Raw genomic sequence first — 22,032 nt, 5'->3', positions numbered from 1 at the left:
ATCTGTTAAGCGATTAACACTAATCGCTTAATGTAAGTAGATTTAAACATCTATTAAGTGATTAACGCTAATCGCTTAATGTAAGTAAATTCATAGACATAATAATCACTTAATGTAAACAGATTTGCAAAATATTAAGCGATAACAATCGCTTAATATTAATGGAAAGAAAGGAGACAATATGTACACAATAAAAGACATGTACGATTTAAACGAAACAATCGCATCAGATTTATTTATAAACAAAACATATCCATGGGAGGTTCTTGGTGACATCGAGCAGTTTATTTTAAAATTAGGCCCAACACTTCCACAGGATGAATTCGACCATCCTGAAGAAAATATTTGGATTCACAAATCAGTAACAGTAGCAAAAACTGCTACATTAAACGGTCCATTAATTATTGATGCAGATACAGAGGTAAGACCGGGAGCTTTTATTAGAGGAAAAGCAATTGTTGGAAAAAACTGCGTTGTAGGTAATTCAACAGAATTAAAGAATGTTGTTTTATTTAATACAGTACAGGTTCCGCATTATAACTATGTTGGAGACAGTATTTTAGGAACACATTCACATATGGGAGCAGGTTCAATTACATCAAATGTAAAATCTGATAAAACATTAGTTGTTGTCAAAGGAAAAGACGAACAAATTGAAACCGGTTTAAAGAAGTTTGGGGCAATGCTTGGCGATTACGTTGAAGTAGGTTGTAACTCTGTTTTAAATCCGGGAACTGTAATTGGCAGACATTGTAATATTTATCCATTGTCAAGTGTAAGAGGTGTAATTCCTGAAAATCATATATTTAAAAATAAAGATGAAATAGTAGAAAAAAATTAGAAAAAACTATATTTTGTAAAATAAAAATTATTGCAAAATTGTTTTCAGTAGACTATAATAATCTTACCTGAGATGTTGGTTTGAAACCTGTTAATTTTGAACCTACAGTTTGATTAAAGGGATTCCTATATCTCTAAAGGGATGTCAAGCCTCCTTGTGAGTGGAAGGCAGTAACTTTAGATGCGGTTGCCCACCTGGCGTTTGCTAGGACTCAAAACACAGGACGGCATTTCGGGTATTACTAAAGAATAGAAAGCGTAGTATACCATGTATGCTACGCTTAATTTTTTATATAATAGAAATTATTTGGAAATTTCTATTATATAAAACGTTCCACTATGGATGCTCACTGGTGCGAAAAGAAAATAGTTGCGTGGCAACACGCACTTGGTGCGTATAATGTCGCCAGCGATATTCTTATTTTGTAATAGAAATTCTTTTAGGATAGTAACTAATTTTATTATATAAGGGAGTATAGAATGAAAAAAATTATAATACCAATACTTATATTTTTAGTAGTAAGTTTATGTTTTCTAAACTATGAATGTCAGGAAACTGTAATGAAAATTGATGCTGCATTTAACAGTGATACTCCTAAAAATCAAAACTTGGAAAAAACTACCAAAATACAGGAAACAAAAGGAAAAGTTAATCTAAATACATATAAAAGAAAGTACGTAAACATATTACTTACAAATAATTTTGATACTAATATTTATCAGAAAAAAATTATATTAAAAGGAAAATCATTAAATGTTTACTATGGAAAAAAATACAGTAACAAAACAAATAAAAGAAAGATAGAAATTACAACAGAAAGTTACATGTTCAAAAAGAACAATGTACTAAAAATTTATTCTAATAACATTGAGTGGGCCAACCATAATGTTGAGCATAATTCCCCAGTGTATTCAGGAACTTTTTACATATATAAGACTTCTAAAGGGATGGTAATAGTTAATCGGGTAGCAGTAGATGATTATATTTCAAAAGTTGTATCAAGTGAAATAGGTGGAGAAGCTCCTATGGAGGCTTTAAAAGCGCAGGCTGTTTGTGCCAGAACCTATATACTCAAATGCTCAAAGTCAAAATACAAAAAATATAATGCGATAGCAGATGACAGTACATCTTATCAGGTATATAACCGAATTGGCGAAAATAATAAAACAAAAAAAGCAGCTAAGGCAACCAATGGTATTGTTATGACTTATGAAAATGAACTGATTAACGCATACTATTTTTCAACTTCATGTGGCTATACTACAGATTATAGGATATGGGGCAAAGAAAAAAAGCTATACCTTCAAGGAACGAATATTACAAAAAATAAAACAGATATTATTGAAGAAAAAAACTTCAAAAAAATAATAACAAAAAATATAAAATCGTATGAAGACAAATATCCATTTTACAGGTGGAAAACTATTTTGACTTCAAATGAAATTAGTCAGACTATTAGTGCCACATATAGAAAGAATCTGGGAAAAATAGAAAAGATTGAAATTTTAGAAAGAGGAACTGGAGGTATAGCATCACAAATTTTAGTTAATGGAAACAAAGGAAAAATAATTATAAAAGGACAAAGTGATATTAGAAAAAATATATATCATTATGGTATGAAAATAAAATTAAATGGTGGAAGTGAAGTTAATAATATATCAATGCTACCAAGTGCGTTTATTTATATAGAAAAAGCCGGAAATAATTACATAATTTGGGGTGGTGGATTTGGTCATGGTAGTGGCATGAGTCAAAATGCTGCCATTGAAATGGCTAAGGATGGACGCACATACGATTACATTTTAAAAAAGTTCTATCATAAGATAGAACTTTCTAAATAATCTGCCATATTTGGTTTTCCATATAAAAGTATATAGAATTTTTTTAATAAAGATATATAATTTCCAAAATGAAAATTAATAATATTTAAATGCAATCCAATAAAATTTATAAAATATTACTCGTATCTAAATATTTTGCTTCAGTTTCAGGGTATATTTTTTTATTAATTTCTGCACCGATAAAGAAAATATAAATACAAAAATAAACCCATAACATAAGAATAATGAAGGCTGTTAAACTGCCATACATATAAGTCATGTTTGCAAAATTATCAATATACAAAGAAAAAACATAAGAGAAAACCAACCAGCCAAGAGCGCTAAACATTGCCCCCGGTATTGATTTTGCAAATGTTGTAAGACGTATATTTGCAAATTTATAAATAGTCATAAAGAATATTGTTAAAATAATGAAAGACAGAGAATATCTTAACATTAATGTTAGAAGTGTAATGTTCTTTAAAACCGGAAACAGTGAAATAAGCAATGTGAAAATTTTATTTCCAAATACAAGTAAAACCATTGTAAGAATAATTGCAACTACAAAGAAAACTGTATAAATCATAGAAATAAATCTTGAAATAAAATAGTTTCGGTTTTGATGTATTTTGCTGATTTCATATAAGCCGAACATTACTGATAATACCCCTTTAGAAGCTGACCAAATAGCAATAATAGCTGTAATTGAGATGGCAGTTCCTGAAACGTGGGTATAAAGTTCTCCAACAATTTGTACCAGTAATGGTTTAATGGTTTCAGGCGCATAATAGTTTAATAGTCTAATTATGTAGTTAGAATTCAAACTTGTCATACCTAAAACATTAAGAAACAGAAGCAAAAAAGGAAAAATTGACAAAATAATAAAGAAAGAAGCCTGAGCTGTATAAATGCCAACTTTGTCTTTTGCCATTCTGAAACAAAAGTCATATATTCTAAAAAAAAGCCTGCTAACTTTTTTCATGTGAATCTCCAATCGTAAAAAATTTGTTCTTGATGTACATGTTGAAATACCTATGGTAGCTTAACTTTTTCAACTAATATAGTGAGTGCACAGGTGTGCTAATCATTTCAACACTGCAATCTTGTATATATTATGTTTTTTTTCAAACAATATATGTGAAATTATAGCATTAATTTCTTAAAGTAACAATCAAATAAATTTAAGAGAAAACACGCAGTTAAATTTAAGGCAAAGCATGCAATTAATCAAAATGACTTGCAATAATTTGTATGAATACATATGCGAGAGAACCATAAAAAATGTGTTTAACATAGAAAGAAAAAGTGCCTTATATACAGAACTAATATATAGTAAAATATGTGCTGACTTGTAAAAGTAAATTCCGTGTGAAAGACTAAATTCCACCCACTGTTAAAAATCAACCTAAATTTAAAAGTTTTTGATTGAAGGTTTGGAATCGTCTTTTCGTAACCTAAACTTTACCTTACGTTTTAAATCAATGTTTCTGGTAAGAAGGACACCCTGTTCAATGTAGTTGTAAAGTGTTTTCACACTGATGCCCAGTTCAGGATGATTGGTGACAATTACATATAGAGACTGTCCCTGTTCTATAAGGGGCGCAATCACGGCATTCATTTGAAGAGCCTGGTGTTTTGTGAGGTTTACACCGATTCTTGAAGAAGTACGGAGTTCCTCATATTTACGTTGTGCAAAAACAGCATCATAGCGATATTTATGTGGAATGCTACAGAGATGGAGTGGTTTATCACAACCATTGCAAACATAAGGAGCCCGGTCCACTCGTGAACAGGATTCCTTTACGAAAGATTTGCATACCTGATTACATTTATTGCAGGACGAACATTTGATATCACATAGGATAATCTTTTCACATACATTTGTCCGTTTACACCTAAATCTTCTGGTGCAAAAGTTGTGTGGATTATTAAATATCCGTTTGGGTTGAATGTCATCAACCCGGTGAAGACGAATCTCTTTTGAAATGGTAGTAGGATCCTTACAAAGATATTTGGCAATCTCCTTGAAGGAAAGACCTTCATTTAGAGAGTCTTCAATAAATTTACGGTCATCTAAAGTTAAGTGTTTCTGGTTTCCCGGTATAAGGTTAGACATGTGTACCTCCTTCTACCGTTATCAGAGAGCATGGAAAAAGCATACAGGTAAAGAGACAAATATGCAAATGGGTAGATGAAAATGGTGTGAAAGGTTAAATTCCACTTATGTAAAAGTAAATTCCACTGTGAAATGGGCATGCGGACGAAAAGTTGGACTGTGTAATGCCTGATATGTTATGAGGTACACACAAGAACAAATATCGACAGCACTTGTATTGTTAAAAGCCACAGGATCACCTGATAAAGTAATCCAGATCTTAGGTTATCCATCTTCACCGATGCTTTATCATTGGCGTAAAAAATATCCTGAATATTACGATGTTCCAAATCAAAAACATTGGAGACAAGCTCCAACTGAATTGAAACATAATGTAATTAAACGTTGCCTTATTAAAGGCGAGCCTGTAAAATTAGTGGCAGAAGAAATCGGATACACACCTTCCTTGGTATATAAATGGATTAGGGAGTATCGGGAGAAGGGATGTTTTCAACCCATGAAAAAAACTACTGCCAACATTAATGTAAGTCCAAATGATATCACATCTGCAGAAGATATCAATGAGCTCAAAGCTCAGATGCTCGATATGCAGATGGAAATAGATATTCTTAAAGAAACAATCAATGTATTAAAAAAAGACCCCGGCATCGATCAGACAGCTCTCACAAATCGGGAGAAGGCAGTGATAATCGATGCCTTGAAAAATAAGTATTCACTGCTGAATCTTCTTAAAAAACTTAAACTTGCAAAAAGCAGCTATTATTATCAAGAAAAAACCATTTATGCAGAAGATAAATACTCTGATCTTCGCAAAAGAATCATACAACTGTTTCATGAAAATCGAGATATATTTGGTTATCGAAGAATTCATATGCTGCTTCATCGTGAAGGTATAAAAGTTTCTGAAAAAGTGGTTCGCCGTATTATGAAGCAGGAAAAACTAATTATCAGACGAAAACGCAGACAGAAATATAACTCCTATAAAGGTGAAATAACACCTGCGGTGGAGAATGTTATAGATAGAGATTTCCATGCTACAAAACCGAATCAGAAATGGCTTACTGATATCACAGAGTTTTCTATCAAAGCAGGGAAAGTATATCTTTCTCCGATAATTGACTGCCTCGATGGTATGCCGGTGAGTTGGACTATAGGCACTTCTCCAAACGCAGAACTTGCCAACACTATGTTAAGGAATGCTATTGCTACTCTTAAATATGCGTTGGTATTGCAAAGATAGAATTAAATCAACACTCGGAGGACTTAGTCCTCTAGATTATAGAAGGAGTATAGGCATAGCGGTCTAAAAAAATGTCCGCATGCCCGGTGGAGAGTGAAATTTAAAATTTTAATTTTGGTAGTAAAATATGTTTTATTAGTTTGGTTGACACTAAAAAATATCTATGTTAAAATATTTTTCGTTGACAAAGGCATTGAATGTGCAAAGTAGGATATTTTTATTCTTTAAGAGAGAAAGACTCATCGGCTGGAAGGTCTTTTAAGTAACAAAAATATTTGAATTTCCCACAGGAGCCTCACTTGTGAAATCAAAGTAGCATGTGACGTTTAATACGCGTTAAGTATTTTGAGAGTTCACGTTTGTGAAAATAAGGGTGGTACCGCGGATAGATATTTCGTCCCTGCATTTTTATGCAGGGACTTTTCTTTTGCATAAAAATTTTTTAATTTTACATTTGTTTACCGTAAATATTAAATGGAAAACAAAGTGTAAAAAATATACTATATCTTATAGAAAGGATACTGTACAATGAAGGAAAGATTAGAAGCAATTAGAGAACAGGCAATTGCAAAAATCAAAGATGCCAAGGACATTAGTGTACTTAATGATGTAAGAGTAGAGATTCTTGGTAAAAAAGGACAGCTTACTGAAGTATTAAAAGGTATGAAGGATGTTGCCCCTGAAGACAGACCAAAAGTTGGTCAGCTTGTAAATGATACAAGAAAGCGTATTGAAGAAGAATTAGAAAATGTAAAGAAAGACCTTGAAGCAAAAGCAAGAGAGGCTAAGCTTAAAGCAGAAGTTATTGATGTTACTTTACCTGCAAAGAAAAATAAAGTAGGTCATAAGCATCCAAATACTTTAGCTTTAGAAGAACTTGAAAGAATTTTCGTAGGAATGGGTTACGAAGTTGTTGAAGGGCCTGAAGTTGAATTTGACCATTACAACTTTGAAGCTTTAAATATACCTGAAAATCATCCTGCAAAAGATGAACAGGATACATTCTATATAAATAAAAATATCGTACTTAGAACTCAGACTTCATCAGTTCAGGCAAGAGTAATGGAAAATACTCAGCCACCTATTAGAATTGTTAGTCCAGGTAGAGTATTTAGATCAGACCAGGTAGATGCAACTCATTCACCATCATTCCACCAGATTGAAGGTTTGGTAATTGATAAGAATGTAACTATGGCTGATTTAAAGGGTACTTTAGAGCAGTTTGCAAAAGAACTTTTTGGTGAAAATACAAAGATTAAGTTTAGACCACATCACTTCCCATTTACAGAACCAAGTGCAGAAGTTGACGTTACATGCTTTAAGTGTGGCGGTAAAGGATGTAGATTCTGTAAGGGTGAAGGCTGGATTGAAATTCTTGGTTGTGGTATGGTTCATCCACATGTACTTGAAATGGGTGGAATTGACCCTAATGAATATCAGGGATTTGCATTTGGTGTAGGTCTTGAAAGAATCGCATTACTTAAATACGAAATCGATGACATGAGATTATTATATGAGAACGATGACCGTTTCTTAAATCAGTTTTAATTAAAGGAGGGAATTATAATGAATACACCACTATCATGGATTAAGGCATACGTTCCTGACCTTGAATGTACTGATCAGGAATACATGGATGCAATGACTTTATCAGGAACAAAGTGCGAAGGTTTTGAAAGACTTGACGCTGACCTTGATAAAATTGTTGTTGGACAAATTGAAAAAATTGAAAAGCACCCTGATGCAGATAAATTAGTTATTTGCCAGGTTAATATTGGAACAGAAACAACTCAGATCGTTACAGGTGCAACAAATGTAAAGGAAGGTTTAAAAGTACCTGTTGTATTAGACGGTGGTAGAGTTGCAGGAGGACATGATGGAAAGAAAACTCCTGGTGGAATCAAAATCAAAAAAGGAAAACTTCGTGGTGTTGAATCAAACGGAATGATGTGTTCTATTGAAGAATTAGGTTCAACTACAGAATTTTATCCTGAAGCACCTGAAAATGGTATTTATATTTTTGATGACAGTGTAGAAGTAGGAGCTGATGCTGTAGAAGTATTAGGTTTACATGATACAGTTTTTGAATATGAAATTACATCTAACAGAGTAGATTGCTATAGCGTATTAGGAATTGCTAGAGAAGCTGCAGCAACATTTAGAAAGCCATTTGTTGCTCCTGAAGTTAAGGCTGTTGGAACAACAGGTGATGTAAATGACTACATCAAAGTAGAAGTAAAGGATGCAGAGCTTTGCCCAAGATACTGTGCTAAGGTTGTTAAAAATGTAAAGATTGCTCCATCACCTGAATGGATGCAGAGAAGACTTAGTGCCTGTGGTATCAGACCAATTAATAACTTAGTTGATATTACAAACTATGTTATGGAAGAATTTGGTCAGCCAATGCATGCGTATGATCTTTCAACAATCAAAGGAAACAAGATTGTGGTACGTCGTGCAGAAGACGGTGAAAAATTCACAACATTAGATGGACAGGAAAGAACATTAGACAGAGATATGCTTATGATTTGTGATGAAGAAAAAGCAATCGGTTTAGCTGGAATCATGGGTGGAGAAAACTCAATGATTACAGATGATGTTCAGGATATGTTATTTGAAGCTGCATGCTTTGATGGTACAAATATCCGTCTTTCATCTAAGAGAGTTGGTCTTAGAACTGACGCATCAGGAAAGTTTGAAAAAGGACTTGATCCTAACAATGCAGAAGCAGCTATTAACAGAGCATGCCAGTTAATCGAAGAATTAGGCGCAGGTGAAGTAGTTGAAGGAATGGTTGATTTCTATCCTGAAAAGAAGGAAGAACATCAGATTAAATTTGATCCTGATTATGTAAATAATCTTATTGGATTTGATTTAACAGAAGAAGAAATGATTAGCTACTTCCCAGCTTTAGAATTAGAATATGATAAAGAAACAAAGATGATTACAGTTCCTACATTTAGACAGGACTTAATCGGCATGTGTGATATTGCAGAAGAAATTACAAGATTCTACGGATATGATAAGATTCCTACAACATTACCTTCAGGAGAGGCAACTTCAGGAAAATTATCAGAAAAATTAAGAATTGATGAACTTGCAAGAAGTGTTGCTTTATACTGTGGTTTCTCACAGGGAATGACATATTCATTTGAAAGTCCAAAGGTATTTGATAAATTACTTTTACCTGAAGACAGTGAATTAAGAAAAACAGTTACAATCTCAAATCCTTTAGGAGAAGACTTCAGTGTTATGAGAACAACATCTCTTAACGGTATGCTTACATCACTTGCAACAAACTACAACAGACGTAACAAAGATGTAAGATTATTTGAAATGGGTAATATTTATATTCCAAAGGCATTACCTGTAACTGACCTTCCAGATGAAAGAATGCAGTTTACATTAGGATTCTACGGAAATGGAGATTTCTTCACAATGAAAGGTGTTGTAGAAGAATTTTTAGGACAGGTTGGAATTGACAAAGACATTTCTTATGATGCAAAGGCTGGTAAGACATTCTTACATCCTGGCAGACAGGCAAATGTTGTATACAATGACACAGTTATTGGATACTTAGGAGAAGTTCATCCAACAGTTTGCGAAAATTACAATATGAAAACAAGAGCATATGTTGCTGTTATTGATATGCCATACATTTACGAAATGGCTAACTTTGATAAGAAGTATGAAGGAATTGCAAAATTCCCTGCTGTTTCACGTGATATTTCAATGGTTGTACCAAAAGAAATTTTAGTTGGTGACATTGAAGCAGTTATTAAGCAGCGTGGTGGAAAAATCCTTGAAAGCTATAGCTTATTTGACATTTACGAAGGTGATCAGATTGAAAAAGGATTTAAGTCAGTTGCTTACAATATTGTATTTAGAGCAAAAGACAGAACTCTTGAAGAAAACGATATTGCAGGAGCAATGAAGAAAATTCTTAACGGATTAGAGCGTTTAGGAATCCAGTTAAGAGGCTAGGGTTTGACTATTATCCGATAAATGTTTATAGTCGAATAGTTATATTAAAAATATAAAAAAGATGAGTATTATTTTTTCCATATGAAGTGGGAGAGAAATATTCATCTTTTTTTGCTAGAAGAAATACTTTATTCCACCAACTAATGACAAAAATATAAGAATAGTGTAAAATAGATTAGTTGAAAATAATATGCAAGGAATGGTTTAATATGAAATTTGTAATTCAAAGAGTAAATAATGCAAGTGTAACAATTGATGAAAAAATTGTTGGAAAAATCAATAAAGGTTTTTTAGTGTTTATTGGGGTGTCAAATGATGATACAAAAGAAATCGCTGATAAGATGATTAAGAAATTAATAGGTATGCGTATATTTGATGATGAAAACGGAAAGACCAATTTGGCTTTAGCAGATGTTGATGGAGAACTTTTATTAGTGTCTCAGTTTACATTGTATGCAAATTGTAAAAAAGGCAACAGACCATCTTTTATTAATGCAGGTGCACCTGACATGGCAAATGAAATGTATGAGTACATAATTGAAAAATGCAGGGAAATGGTTAAGGTTGTTGAAACAGGCGAGTTTGGCGCTGATATGAAAGTTAAACTTGAAAATGACGGTCCATTTACAATAGTATTAGATAGTGAACAGCTATAAAAATAGTCCGTTTAATGTTGGAATATATTATTTAAAAAATTTAAAGTTAGTTTAAAAACAAAAATTAGATTTGATAGTTTTAAGTATAGATGAAAAGAGGAACAGTTATGAGTGACGCAGATAAAATGAGTTTACATGATTATTATTATGATTTACCGGAAGAATTAATTGCACAGGATCCATTAGAAGACAGAAGTAGTTCAAGATTAATGGTTCTTAACAAGAATACAGGTGAAGTGCAACATCATATTTTTAAGGAAATAATAGACTATTTACATGAAGGTGACTGCCTTGTTATAAATGACACAAAGGTGTTGCCGGCAAGACTTTATGGTAGCAAAGTAGGTACTAATGCAAAGATTGAAGTTTTATTATTAAAGAGACGTGAAAATGACGTTTGGGAAACTTTAGTAAAGCCTGGAAAGAAGTGTAAGCCGGGAACGGTTATTAGTTTTGGTGATGGACTTTTAATGGGTGAAGTAATTGACGTGGTTGAAGAAGGCAATCGTCTTATTCAGTTTAAGTACGAGGGAATATTTGAAGAGGTGTTGGATCAGCTTGGAGAAATGCCACTTCCACCTTATATTACACACAAGCTTGAAGACAAAAACAGATATCAGACAGTTTATGCAAAGTATGAAGGTTCCGCAGCTGCACCAACAGCAGGTCTTCATTTTACAAAGGAGTTGCTGGAGCAGATTAAGGAAAAAGGTGTAAAGATTGCACACGTTACACTTCATGTTGGACTTGGAACTTTTAGACCTGTAAAGGTAGAAAATATTCTGGAACATCATATGCATTCTGAATTTTATATGGTGGACGAAGAAGATGCCAAAATGATAAATGATACAAAGGCAAATGGTGGACGAGTTATTTCTGTTGGAACAACCAGCACAAGAACTCTTGAAACTGTGGCAGACGAAAATGGTGTGATTCATGCCGGCAGTGGTTGGACACAGATTTTTATTTATCCAGGTTACAAATTTAAGGCAATTGACTGCCTTATTACTAACTTCCATTTGCCAGAATCAACATTATTAATGCTTGTATCAGCGTTAGCTGGAAGAGACAATATCCTTAATGCTTACAAAACTGCTGTAGAAGAAAAGTATAGATTCTTTAGTTTTGGTGATGCAATGTTTATTACTAATGAAAGTGATGTAAAGTAATAGAATAAACTTTATAAGGGTGAAAATATGAGAGGATACAATGTAATAGTAGTATATAATGAAAATGCAGATAAAATATTGATGTGTAAAAGAAAAAAAGATCCGTATAAGGGATTAGCAAATTTTGTGGGTGGAAAAATAGAAAAAAACGAAAATGGACTTGATGCTGCATATAGAGAACTTGAAGAAGAAACAACCATAACAAAAGATGATATTATGCTTTTACATATAATGGATTTTACATATTATATTGAAACACTTAAAGGCGAGCTATTACAATTTTAAAACTAAATAATCAATTAATTAGGCGAAAATATTATAGTATCTTCTTAAATTTAAAAAACTATGATATTTTCGCTTATTTTTTTCATAATATATGTAAATACCACTTTCGAAAATGAAAAAAATTTAAAGTTACGAAAGTGATACCTTGAATAAGAAGTGTATTAAATGATATGATAGTAGCAGTTTGTAGGTTAAACGGATGATAGAAAATATATGACGTTGCAAATAGGTTATTAGAAAACGAATAATTTATCAAAAGAAAGAATAAGAAATTATGGAAAAATATACAGTAAAAAAAGTTATAAATAAGAAAGATATAAATGTTGAGGTACCGGGGTCAAAAAGTATTACAAACAGAGCATTAATGTTAGCTGCAATTTCAAATGGAAAATGTAAGCTTAGTGGCGTTTTATTTAGTGATGATTCAAGAGCTTTTTTGGACTGCCTGGATAAACTTGGCTTTAAACTGGAAATTGATGAAAATGCAAAAACAGTTGTGATTCAAGGGGAGAACGGAAGAATTCCAAATAATGAAGCTACAATAAATGTTAGAAGTGCAGGAACTGCAGCAAGATTTATGACAGTGTTACTTGCCGTATGTGGTGGAAAATATACATTAGAATCTTCTGAGCAAATGAAAAAAAGACCAATGAGTGAGTTACTTAACAAGCTTATGGAAAATGGTGTAGAAATAGAATATTTAGAAAAAGAAGGACATTTTCCTTTTAAATTAAATTCAAAGGGGATAGGTGAAACAAAAATATCAATCGATACCTCTAAAAGTAGTCAGTATGCAAGTGCATTGCTTATGGTAGCTGCAGTTAACGGAATGGAAGTTAATCTGACAGGTTCGAGACCAAATGGTGCTTACATAAAGATTACCCTTAGAATGTTAGAACAGTTTGGCATTAAATTTGAAAAAAATAACAATACATATAACATAAAAAAACAGGAAGTAAAATTGGATGCTTATGAGGTTGAGCCTGATATGTCGGCAGCATGCTATTTTTATGCCATGGCAATTTTACTTAAAGTGAAAAGTGTTGTAAAAGGTATTCATTTAAACTCTATGCAGGGTGATATTAAGTTTTTAACGGTTTTGGAAAAGTTAGGCTGTAAATTAACAGATACATCTGCTGGTGTTGAAGTTGATGGAGCAAGTATTGACAGCTATCCGGGAATCGAAATTGATATGTCTGACTTTTCAGATCAGGCACTTACAATGGCTGTTGTAGCTGCATTTGCAAACTCAAAAACTATTATTAAAAATATAGATCACATTAGAGGTCAGGAATCAGACAGAGTGGCAGTAATTGCAACAGAGCTGAAGAAACTTGGTTGTAAGACAGAAATTATTGAAGAGCCAGAAACGGACGTAGTTATTGAGCCGGGCGTTCTTCATGGATGTGAAATTGACACTTATGAGGATCACCGTGTGGCAATGAGTTTTGCAATGGCAGGGCTTGTAATTGATGGTGTCATTATAGACAATCCAATGTGTTGTAGGAAAACATTTGAGAATTATTTTGACGTATTGGAGAATATTTATTAAAATATAAGATTTAATATAATAGTAGTGCTATGAATTAAAATCAAATTTAATCTTAATATTAAAATTAAAACGTACTAAAGTATAAATAAATTTAAATTATAAGGAATGTCACTGAAACATTTTACATACTGAATGCGTGCTCATTTGCATCTAATTTATATTTGCACTAGGGGGGATTCCCAGTGGAATGTTTTTATGTAATAGAAAAATTAGAGAATTTATTATTATATAGAAATAGATGCGTAAAAATTTGTTGTTATTTTTTGTGCATTTCAGGAATAAGATTACTATAGTATTGAGTTTTACCAGATAAAACTTCGTCATAAAAGTTCTGTTTCCAATCTATATATTCAACTGCCTGTTGAAGCTTATTAATAGATTGAATCAGAGCTTCTTTTTTGTGGTTAAGTATGATTGTTCTCTCTGGAATTGAGGATTCTCCTTTTAAACAAAGTGCAAGATATTCTTTCATTTCAGCAATACTCATGCCACAGTTCTTTAGACAGTTTAAACTTTGAATCCATTTAATATCATGGTCATCGAATATTCGATAATTTCTTTTATCTCTTTTTACATTAGGTACAAGTCCTTCATTACAATAGAATTTTAAAGTCTCGTAGGTCATATCTGTCAATTTGCAAGCTTCTTTCATTGAATACATAAAATCCCTCCAAAAATTTAAAAAAAAACTTGACCGGTAGTAACTACCGACTGCTAGAATTGTATCATGACATAAATAGCAAATCAAGAAGGAGGTCAAAAAATGGAGTATATTACTTTAAGTAATGGTGTAAAAATGCCACAGCTGGGATACGGTGTTTATCAGGTAACAAAAGAGGAATGTGAGAGATGTGTTTTAGATGCTTTGGAAGTTGGCTATCGTAGTATAGATACAGCTCAAAGTTATTTTAACGAGGAAGAAGTAGGTCATGCGATTGAAAAATCTGGTATTGACAGAAAAGAAATTTTTTTAACTTCAAAAGTATGGATTGAACATTTTGGTTATGAAGAGTGTAAAAAATCTGTTTTGGAATCAATGGAGAAATTGCGTACCGACTATTTAGATTTAATGTTATTACATCAACCTTTTGGAGATACTTATGGAGCATGGAAGGCACTGGAAGAACTTTATGACGAAGGAAAACTCCGTGCTATTGGAATTTCTAACCATTATGTAGATAGAATGGTAGAGTTTGCAAACTTTACAAGAGTAAAACCTATGGTAAATCAAATGGAAACACATCCTTTGAATCAACAAAATAATTTAAAAGAATGGGCAGACAAATATGACGTTAAACTGGAAGCATGGGCACCATTTGGAGAGGGTAGAAATGGTCTTTTTGAAAACAAGGTTTTACGACAAATTGGTGAAAAGCATGGTAAAACAACTGCTCAGGTTATGCTAAGATGGCATATACAACGTGGTGTTATTGTAATTCCAAAATCTGTACACAAGGACCGTATGATTGAAAATTTCAATGTATTTGATTTTACATTGGACGAGACAGATATGAATAAGATTGCACAGATGGATACTGCTACAAGTTCGTTTTTCTCTCATCAGGATCCTGCAATGGTTGAATGGTTTGTAAAAATAGTAGAAGAGCGTAAAACACAACACGACAGTAGTAAAGAAAAGAAGAACTGGTAAGCAAATAGTGTATTTATGAAGTTTTTTGATTTTAAATGCTCATAAAGCATAATAAAGAATTTAATATAGACATTCAAATAATATTAGGTATAGAATGTAGGTGTTAAGTAAAGCACCTACATTTTTTAATTAGAAATAAATTGTAGGCATTGGTAAGTTTATATTTAGGAACTCTTTAAATATAAAATTGAGAAAGAAACGAATTAAAAAAATCCAGGGAGTACGACTTGTATTCTCAATATTACTTGCTATCGTTTTAAATCTTGGAGTAATTGGAATTGCCTATGCAATGTGTCTTGACTGGATTACAAGAGGCATAATTTTCTGGATTAGATTTAGAGGTGGAAAATGGAAGCAATTTAAAGTTATATAAATTAAAAGGTGAAAATTATGAAATTTAGAGTTTTAAAAATTTTTTAGCAGTTGCAATATGAAACAAATATTAGGCATTTATGTTTAGTAAATTAAATATTACAAGGAGGATTTGAAATGAGAAAATTAATTATGTTGTTATTGGCAGGTGTACTTATAATATCTATAGTAGGTTGCGGTAATACCCAAAGCAAAAATCAAAAAGTAACTACAGAATCGTCATCAGAATAAACATCAAAATAGGAAAATGCAAAAGATGATTCGACAAAAGATACAATAGCTGAAAATCAGAAAAATGCAAAAGCAGATAAGAAAGATATTGTAGTTTATTTTTCAGCAACGGGAACTACAAAAGGTGTAGCAGAAAACATTAATTTTTGTTCCGGGAATTATTACGTTAATCCCATTTTGTTATTGGTTGTGGATATTGGTATGTATGATGATTTCACTTGTGGTACATACTTTACAATAAGTCATGAGATTAAGTAAATTAAAAATAATTTCCACAAATTAGAAATACGAGATAATATATTTAATAATTTAACCTAGCATTTATATTACGGAATTACGATATAGAAACATTAGGAGAAAACTAGAGATGAAGATTAAAAAAGCAGCAATATTAGGAGCTGGAGCTGTGGGTTCTTATGTTATATGGGGACTGTCAAATAAGGACGGCATTGAATTAGGTGTTGTTGCAAAAGACAAACGAAATAAGAGATTAAAGAGTGAGGGCATTACAATAAACGGCGTTAAGTATAAGCCGAATGTATGGACACCTGAAGAGGCTGAAAATATTGACCTTTTAATAGTAGCTTTGAAATATGGCAATTTACCTGATACATTAGATGATATAGAAAAGATTGTAGGTGAAAACACAATTGTAATGAGCCTTATGAATGGTGTGGATAGTGAGGAGATTATTGGAAAAAGAATTAACCCTAACAATATTTTACATTCTTTTATTAAGGTTGCTTCCCAAAAGAAGGAGGATGGCTTTCATTTTGATCCTGAAACAACAATTGGGATAATTTTTGGAGAATTACAGCCACCTTATGAAAGTGAGCGAATAAAAGCAATAAACCATCTTTTTGATAATACGGGAATTCATTGGAGAGTGACAAAATTTATACAGGAAGAAATATGGGGAAAATTCAGACTTAATGTTTGCAACAACTTACCACAGGCAATTCTAGGTGCAGGTGTTGGCTGTTATCACGACAGTGAGCATATGAGTTTTATTAGAAAAGCCTTAAGAAGAGAAGTTGAAAGTATTGCAGAGGCTAAGGAAATAGATTTAAGCGTGATTGATGATTCCTCAGGTCGTGGAAGTGCAGTAAAAGCATCGGCACGTTATTCAACATTGCAAGATATAGATGCAGGCAGGCACACAGAAATTGATATGTTTTCAGGGGCGTTGGTTCGTATGGGAAAGGAACTTGGGATTCCTACACCGCACAATGAGTATACTTACCACATAATTAAAGCATTAGAAGAAAAAAATGACGGTATGTTTAATTATGAGGGTGATAATGACAAAGTTACATGGTCAAAATAAAAAATAAGTCAGAAATATTTTGAGTTAGATATTACTTTTCTTACCGGTTTGTCCGGTAAAAAATTTACTTATCAAGCATATAAAATATTTCTGATTTTTTTAATTTTAGCTCTTTTTTAATTTTATGCAATAAAAATTATTTTTTGTGAGTATAACAATTGAATAAGAAAAACTTACAAAAGTATTAGGAGAAAAGGGAGGAGTTTATATTGAACAAAAAATTATTAAAGTTATGCATTTCAATAGGGGTACTTTGTGGGATTATATTTATATCAAGTGGTAACGTACAGGCAAAAAATCAAAATTATTATGTGAACGGGAGTACGTTAACAGTGACAGGAAAAATTCCTAAAAATGCAAAATTTAAAAATGCAGGGAAAATTAAAAAGGTTGTTGTGAAAAAAGGGGTGAAAAAACTTCCAATAGAACCTTTTAAGAGTTGTAAAAAAGTAAAAGTGTTAGAAGTTCCGGGTGATTTGAAATTTTATGAATCATATTATACTCATTATTATCCGATAACAGTGAATATGGTAAAGTTTAATTCACCATTAACGTCTGAAAAAATGGTATGTTATTACAAAACAAAGACATACAAGGTTAGTAGTAAAGACAAAAAATACAAAAGTTTTAAAGGGATAATATACACAAAAAATGGCAAAAAATTCGTAGCAATGCCAACTGAAATGAAAAAATTAACAATACGAAAAGGGTGTAAAATAATAGATGTGAGCGGAATGACATATGAGTGTAATAATTATGCTAAGTATAATGATTGTGATGATGAGGGAGAAGATACTTCGTGTAAAAAGTTAAAGAAGATTGTATTACCTTCTTCTGTAAGTAAGTATGTTGGAAATGTTGAATTTAATCACATTATACAAGATGCAAAGGTAGTAATGAAAAATAAAAAATTAAAGCATGATAGCATACAGGTATTATTTAACTTTTTAGGTAAGGATAAATTCTTTTCAACATTAAAAAAGTACATAATTAAAAAAGGAGACTTTTATATTTACAACAAAAGTATATTGGTGGGATATACCGGTTGTATGTCAGTGGTTAATATTCCAGAAGGAGTTAAGTATGGAATCTGTCAGGCGCTAGGAAAACCATATGCAACATATGTAGTTTATGACCCAACGTATGCTATGATAAAGAAAGTAAATTTCCCATCATCGTATAAAGGAAAAAAATCTGATATTTGGAAAAAAAATAAGGATTGTTATGATTTTAATAATGAAATTGTAAAATGTGATCCTAAGCTATTTAAAATAGAAAGAGAATTATATTATTGCAAACATTACAAATCAAAAAAGGTAAAATTTGTAGCAACGAATGATTGTATAATGTCGTTTGACACAGGTGGAGGTATAAAAGTTTATGACATAAATGGTAATCTTTTACCTGATGCATCTTATTATAGTATAAAACTCAAAGAAGGTGAAAGTTTTACAGTACAGGTACCAGGGGATAAATTCTTTAAAAAATATGATTTTTTTGAAATTGGCGAAGTTGAAATGAAATTATATAATCAAAAAAATATATTTGAGTTTACTGATACGTATGACGAATTAATTATTGGTACAGGAGAACCACAATATTGGAATTTTTCTGTAAAAAAACAAAGAGCATATGTATCTCTAGTTTTTGGAGAAAACATAACCGGTAAAAAAATAAATGTTAATGTTAAATTACAAAAAAAGGAGAATAACAAGTGGAGCGATGTTACACATAATATAGGTAATTGGGAAGAAAATAAAAAATTAATAGAATGTGAATTACCAAAAGGTGAATATAGAGTTTACTTAGAAAGTCCTCTTGATTCTCAATACGAAATAAATACTCATCTGTATGGTATTAATAGAACACCAATATGCAAAGACAGGGGAAAGGCTGCTGATATAAGCGGTAATGATTATAACGAATTTCGTTTCTCATATAATGACGGAAAAGATGCATGGTTTAAATTAAAAAATAACAAAAAGAAGAAAATAATTATTAGTATTAATTCTATATGGGATGGTAAAGTTAAAGCTGAAGTGTTTAAGAAAGGTAATAATGTTGCAGAAAAGACAGTTACTCTTGATTGTACAAATCAGCCTGATAAATCAATTTCTAAAAGTATTACAATAGATAAGGGTGAATATTATCTTAGAATCCAGAGAGAAGATGTCTTAGATTATACTAAAGTAGGAATAGAACAAAATTCAATAAAGTAATCTTGAAAGCAAGTAACAAATTATTAATATAGTTGTTACTTGCTTTTCTTGATATATAAGTAAATAAAGAATAAAATAAATATGTTTATTAATAAATATGTTTATTTTATTATATTATGGAGGAAAAGAAATATGCCTGCAAAAAAGAAAATTTGTGGAACAGTTTTTACTAATGTTTGTTGGTATAGCTGACACTTTTGTTGTAAGTTTTTCCAGTGAAGCAGACATTTCAGGTGTGTCATTAGTTACATCGTTTAACACAGTGTTGATTTTTTGTTTACAGCAATATCATCAGGTGGTGCTGTAATTATTAGCTAATATATAGGAAGTAGAAATGAAAAGAAGGCTTCTCAATCATCAAGTCAGTTACCTTTAATTTCAATAATTATATCAGTGGTTTTGTCAGCATTAATTATAATATTCCATTCTCAATTATTAAGACTGCTATTTGGGAAAATTACAAAGGAAGTAATGAGTGCATGTGACAGTTATCTTATAATTACAACATTTTCTTTACCGGCATTAGCAATTTATGATGCAGGAGCAGCTTTATGCAGAAGTATAAAGAAGACTAATGTAACTATGTATATTTCCGTAATATCAAATGTACTTAATGTGGTTGGAAATTGTGTTGGGGTATTTGTTCTGCATATGGGAGTTGCAGGTGTTGCATATCCATCTCTTATTACAAGAATTATTTCAGCAGTTGCAGTGACAATTTATTGTTTTAATGGTAAATTGCCAGTAAGTTATCGTCTGAAATATATCGTTAAATGGATGGGATCATACCAAAAGAAAATTATGCGGATAGCAATTCCAAATGGAGTAGAAAATGGTGTGCATCAGTTAGTAAAAGTAGCCCTTTCAAGTATGGTTGCATTGTTTGGTTTAGTACTTGATATGGGGGTAATTGGCATAGCTATTGGCATGAGCATGGATTTAGTATTTAGAGGAATAATTTTTATTGGAAGATATAAATCAAAGAAGTGGACTCAATTTAAGTTAATATAATTCTTTAATTTTAAATAAAATTTGTGGAGCAATACAAAAGAACATGAATAGAAATAATAAAAATAAATATAATAAATAATTAAAAAACCATCAATACAAAAATAGTTTAAACAATTATTTTGTATTGATGGTTTTAATTTACATAATTAATTAACAACCAATGTTAAAGAAATTACAAATAGCGTTAAATAATTGAGTACAGTTACTAAATTTAAAACACATAGTTATGTCCTCCTTATTTCAAATTTGTCTTGGCCAATTACAAAAAACAGTGTAACAATTTTGTAACATTTAGACAATAGGAGATTACTGGAAAACATTAGTGTTTAAAAACTTTGTATCTGTGTCTTTCTAACTGTTCCATAGCTTTCTCTGATGAAGCCTGGTCATAAAATGAAATCTTTAAAACGCCTTCTTCATATTCACGGTTATGAATAATACCGATGTTCTTAATACTAACACCATTTGTAGCAAGAATTGTAGCAATAGTGGCAATGGCACCTGATTCATCAATAATATCGCAGAATATGTTGTAACTTCTTTGAATTATACTGTTGTTATGCTCGTCAATATTATCTCTATAATCTCTACTTTCTGCAATCATGTGATTAATAGCTTGTCCGTTCTTTGTGTCTAACTCATTCTTAACTTTTTCTAAGTCTTTTATGTATAAATCAAGGATTTCACTTATGTTATTATTGTTTGTCATGCATATCTGCTCCCACATTTCAGGAGAAGAAGAAGCAATTCTTGTAATATCCTTAAAACCGCCGGCTGCTAATGTTTTCATGTATTCTTTGTTACTGTCATTATGTTTTACCAAATTAACAAGGCTTGAAGCAATTAAATGTGGCAAATGACTAATGGCTGCAACAACTCTGTCATGTTCCTTGTATGAAATTCCTACAGGAATTGCACCAATGTCAGAAACAATTTCAGTGTATTCTTTAACATATTCCTGTTTAACTTTTTCGGTAGGAGTAATGGCATAGTAGGCGTTTTCAAGCAAACGGTCACTTGCATGTTCGTAACTTGTTTTTTCTGAACCTGCCATTGGATGGCCACCTATGAAATTATCTTCTAAAGAAAGAGCCTTAACTGCTTCGTGTATATTTGTTTTTACACTGCCAACATCTGTAATAATGCATGTTGGTTTTATTATATCTTTTAAAATAGTTAAGTATTCTACATTACGTTCAACGGGTGTACACAGAAAAATATAATCGCATTCAGAAAATCTTTCATCAACAGTATCTAATGCAATGTTTGCTGTGCCGTCATTTATTGCTAAAACACGAGGTTTCGCCCCTCTATTATAAACTATGATTTTGCAACTTGGATAGACACGTCTTAAAGACTTTGCAACCGAGCCACCAATTAGTCCAATACCTACAAAACCAAATGTTAAATCATCTTTTCTTCTCATTATGTTCTCCTGTCATGTATAAATTGCTTAGTTAAGTCTAATATAGATAATTATGTTAAGCAAGCTTAAACTTAAAAACTTTAAGGTGTAAAACTTCAACGCTTTAAAGTTTAACACTTTAAAGTAAATATA

18 protein-coding genes, 1 other RNA gene and 1 other annotated feature are annotated in these 22,032 nt (G+C 31.7%); of the genes, 15 read left to right on the top strand and 4 right to left on the bottom strand.

Features of this window, described 5'->3' with window-relative positions; all coding sequences use genetic code 11:
* Positions 1 to 181 precede the first annotated feature (181 nt).
* The 3 genes from ACQY63_RS03460 (at position 182) to ACQY63_RS03450 (ending at position 2,682) form a co-directional block, all read left to right on the top strand.
* Positions 182 to 841 carry a transferase gene (locus tag ACQY63_RS03460; protein ID WP_022166322.1) on the top strand — a complete coding sequence of 220 codons (660 nt, stop codon included), beginning with the start codon at positions 182 to 184 and terminating at the stop codon, positions 839 to 841.
* 61 nt (positions 842 to 902) lie between these two features.
* Positions 903 to 1,083, top strand: a non-coding RNA gene (gene ssrS, locus ACQY63_RS03455) — 6S RNA.
* Positions 1,084 to 1,320: 237 nt separating this feature from the next.
* Positions 1,321 to 2,682, top strand: coding sequence for a SpoIID/LytB domain-containing protein (locus tag ACQY63_RS03450; protein ID WP_428244727.1), 1,362 nt, complete (start codon positions 1,321 to 1,323; stop codon positions 2,680 to 2,682).
* A gap of 106 nt (positions 2,683 to 2,788) precedes the next feature.
* Here ACQY63_RS03450 and ACQY63_RS03445 read toward each other — a convergent pair whose 3' ends face one another.
* Both ACQY63_RS03445 and ACQY63_RS03440 read right to left on the bottom strand, forming a co-directional pair.
* Positions 2,789 to 3,643 (bottom strand): YihY/virulence factor BrkB family protein, encoded by an 855-nt coding sequence (locus ACQY63_RS03445; RefSeq protein ID WP_428244726.1) that lies wholly within the window; start codon positions 3,641 to 3,643, stop codon positions 2,789 to 2,791.
* Positions 3,644 to 4,072: 429 nt separating this feature from the next.
* Positions 4,073 to 4,777, bottom strand: a complete 705-nt coding sequence (locus ACQY63_RS03440) for a helix-turn-helix domain-containing protein (protein WP_022166324.1) — start codon at positions 4,775 to 4,777, stop codon at positions 4,073 to 4,075.
* A 178-nt stretch (positions 4,778 to 4,955) separates the two neighbouring features.
* On the opposite strand from ACQY63_RS03440, the gene ACQY63_RS03435 reads away from it, so the two are divergent.
* The 7 genes from ACQY63_RS03435 to aroA all read left to right on the top strand — a co-directional run bounded on the left by ACQY63_RS03435 (position 4,956) and on the right by aroA (position 13,663).
* On the top strand, positions 4,956 to 6,017 hold the full coding sequence (locus ACQY63_RS03435) for an IS3 family transposase (RefSeq protein WP_428244725.1): 1,062 nt from the start codon (positions 4,956 to 4,958) through the stop codon (positions 6,015 to 6,017).
* Positions 6,018 to 6,201: 184 nt separating this feature from the next.
* Positions 6,202 to 6,422, top strand: a binding site (T-box leader).
* Positions 6,423 to 6,545: 123 nt separating this feature from the next.
* Positions 6,546 to 7,565 carry a phenylalanine--tRNA ligase subunit alpha gene (gene pheS, locus ACQY63_RS03430; RefSeq protein ID WP_022165271.1) on the top strand — a complete coding sequence of 340 codons (1,020 nt, stop codon included), beginning with the start codon at positions 6,546 to 6,548 and terminating at the stop codon, positions 7,563 to 7,565.
* 18 nt (positions 7,566 to 7,583) lie between these two features.
* A complete protein-coding gene (gene pheT, locus ACQY63_RS03425) occupies positions 7,584 to 10,001 on the top strand; it encodes a phenylalanine--tRNA ligase subunit beta (RefSeq protein WP_428244724.1) in 2,418 nt (805 codons plus the stop codon).
* Positions 10,002 to 10,210: 209 nt separating this feature from the next.
* A complete protein-coding gene (gene dtd / locus ACQY63_RS03420; protein WP_302690369.1) occupies positions 10,211 to 10,657 on the top strand; it encodes a D-aminoacyl-tRNA deacylase in 447 nt (148 codons plus the stop codon).
* Between the two features lie 125 nt (positions 10,658 to 10,782).
* Entirely contained in the window at positions 10,783 to 11,826 is a 1,044-nt protein-coding gene (gene queA / locus ACQY63_RS03415) for a tRNA preQ1(34) S-adenosylmethionine ribosyltransferase-isomerase QueA (protein WP_178061767.1), read from the top strand.
* A 27-nt stretch (positions 11,827 to 11,853) separates the two neighbouring features.
* Complete coding sequence (locus tag ACQY63_RS03410; protein WP_428244723.1) at positions 11,854 to 12,111, top strand: NUDIX hydrolase; 258 nt, start codon at positions 11,854 to 11,856, stop codon at positions 12,109 to 12,111.
* Positions 12,112 to 12,385: 274 nt separating this feature from the next.
* Positions 12,386 to 13,663: a 3-phosphoshikimate 1-carboxyvinyltransferase gene (aroA, locus tag ACQY63_RS03405; protein ID WP_428244722.1), complete on the top strand. Its 1,278-nt coding sequence runs from the start codon at positions 12,386 to 12,388 to the stop codon at positions 13,661 to 13,663.
* 256 nt (positions 13,664 to 13,919) lie between these two features.
* Here the strand turns inward: aroA and ACQY63_RS03400 are convergent, their stop codons facing one another.
* A complete protein-coding gene (locus tag ACQY63_RS03400; protein WP_428244721.1) occupies positions 13,920 to 14,324 on the bottom strand; it encodes a MerR family transcriptional regulator in 405 nt (134 codons plus the stop codon).
* Between the two features lie 102 nt (positions 14,325 to 14,426).
* On the opposite strand from ACQY63_RS03400, the gene ACQY63_RS03395 reads away from it, so the two are divergent.
* The 5 genes from ACQY63_RS03395 (at position 14,427) to ACQY63_RS03375 (ending at position 20,474) form a co-directional block, all read left to right on the top strand.
* Positions 14,427 to 15,314, top strand: coding sequence for an aldo/keto reductase (locus ACQY63_RS03395; protein WP_428244720.1), 888 nt, complete (start codon positions 14,427 to 14,429; stop codon positions 15,312 to 15,314).
* Between the two features lie 970 nt (positions 15,315 to 16,284).
* Positions 16,285 to 17,244: a ketopantoate reductase family protein gene (locus ACQY63_RS03390; RefSeq protein ID WP_022164943.1), complete on the top strand. Its 960-nt coding sequence runs from the start codon at positions 16,285 to 16,287 to the stop codon at positions 17,242 to 17,244.
* A gap of 209 nt (positions 17,245 to 17,453) precedes the next feature.
* Complete coding sequence (locus tag ACQY63_RS03385) at positions 17,454 to 19,463, top strand: hypothetical protein (RefSeq protein ID WP_117999462.1); 2,010 nt, start codon at positions 17,454 to 17,456, stop codon at positions 19,461 to 19,463.
* Between the two features lie 154 nt (positions 19,464 to 19,617).
* The gene (locus ACQY63_RS03380) at positions 19,618 to 19,770 is read left to right on the top strand and encodes a hypothetical protein (RefSeq protein ID WP_428244719.1); all 153 of its coding nucleotides are present in this window, start codon (positions 19,618 to 19,620) and stop codon (positions 19,768 to 19,770) included.
* A 14-nt stretch (positions 19,771 to 19,784) separates the two neighbouring features.
* Complete coding sequence (locus ACQY63_RS03375; protein ID WP_428245275.1) at positions 19,785 to 20,474, top strand: MATE family efflux transporter; 690 nt, start codon at positions 19,785 to 19,787, stop codon at positions 20,472 to 20,474.
* A 319-nt stretch (positions 20,475 to 20,793) separates the two neighbouring features.
* Here ACQY63_RS03375 and ACQY63_RS03370 read toward each other — a convergent pair whose 3' ends face one another.
* Positions 20,794 to 21,900: a prephenate dehydrogenase/arogenate dehydrogenase family protein gene (locus ACQY63_RS03370; protein ID WP_428244718.1), complete on the bottom strand. Its 1,107-nt coding sequence runs from the start codon at positions 21,898 to 21,900 to the stop codon at positions 20,794 to 20,796.
* Positions 21,901 to 22,032 lie beyond the last annotated feature (132 nt).

Source organism: Eubacterium sp. Marseille-QA0814, assembly GCF_965119675.1.
Lineage (GTDB): Bacteria > Bacillota > Clostridia > Lachnospirales > Lachnospiraceae > Eubacterium_G.
The sequence above is the reverse complement of the archived record's forward strand: the minus strand, read 5'-3'. Positions and strand labels throughout refer to the sequence as shown.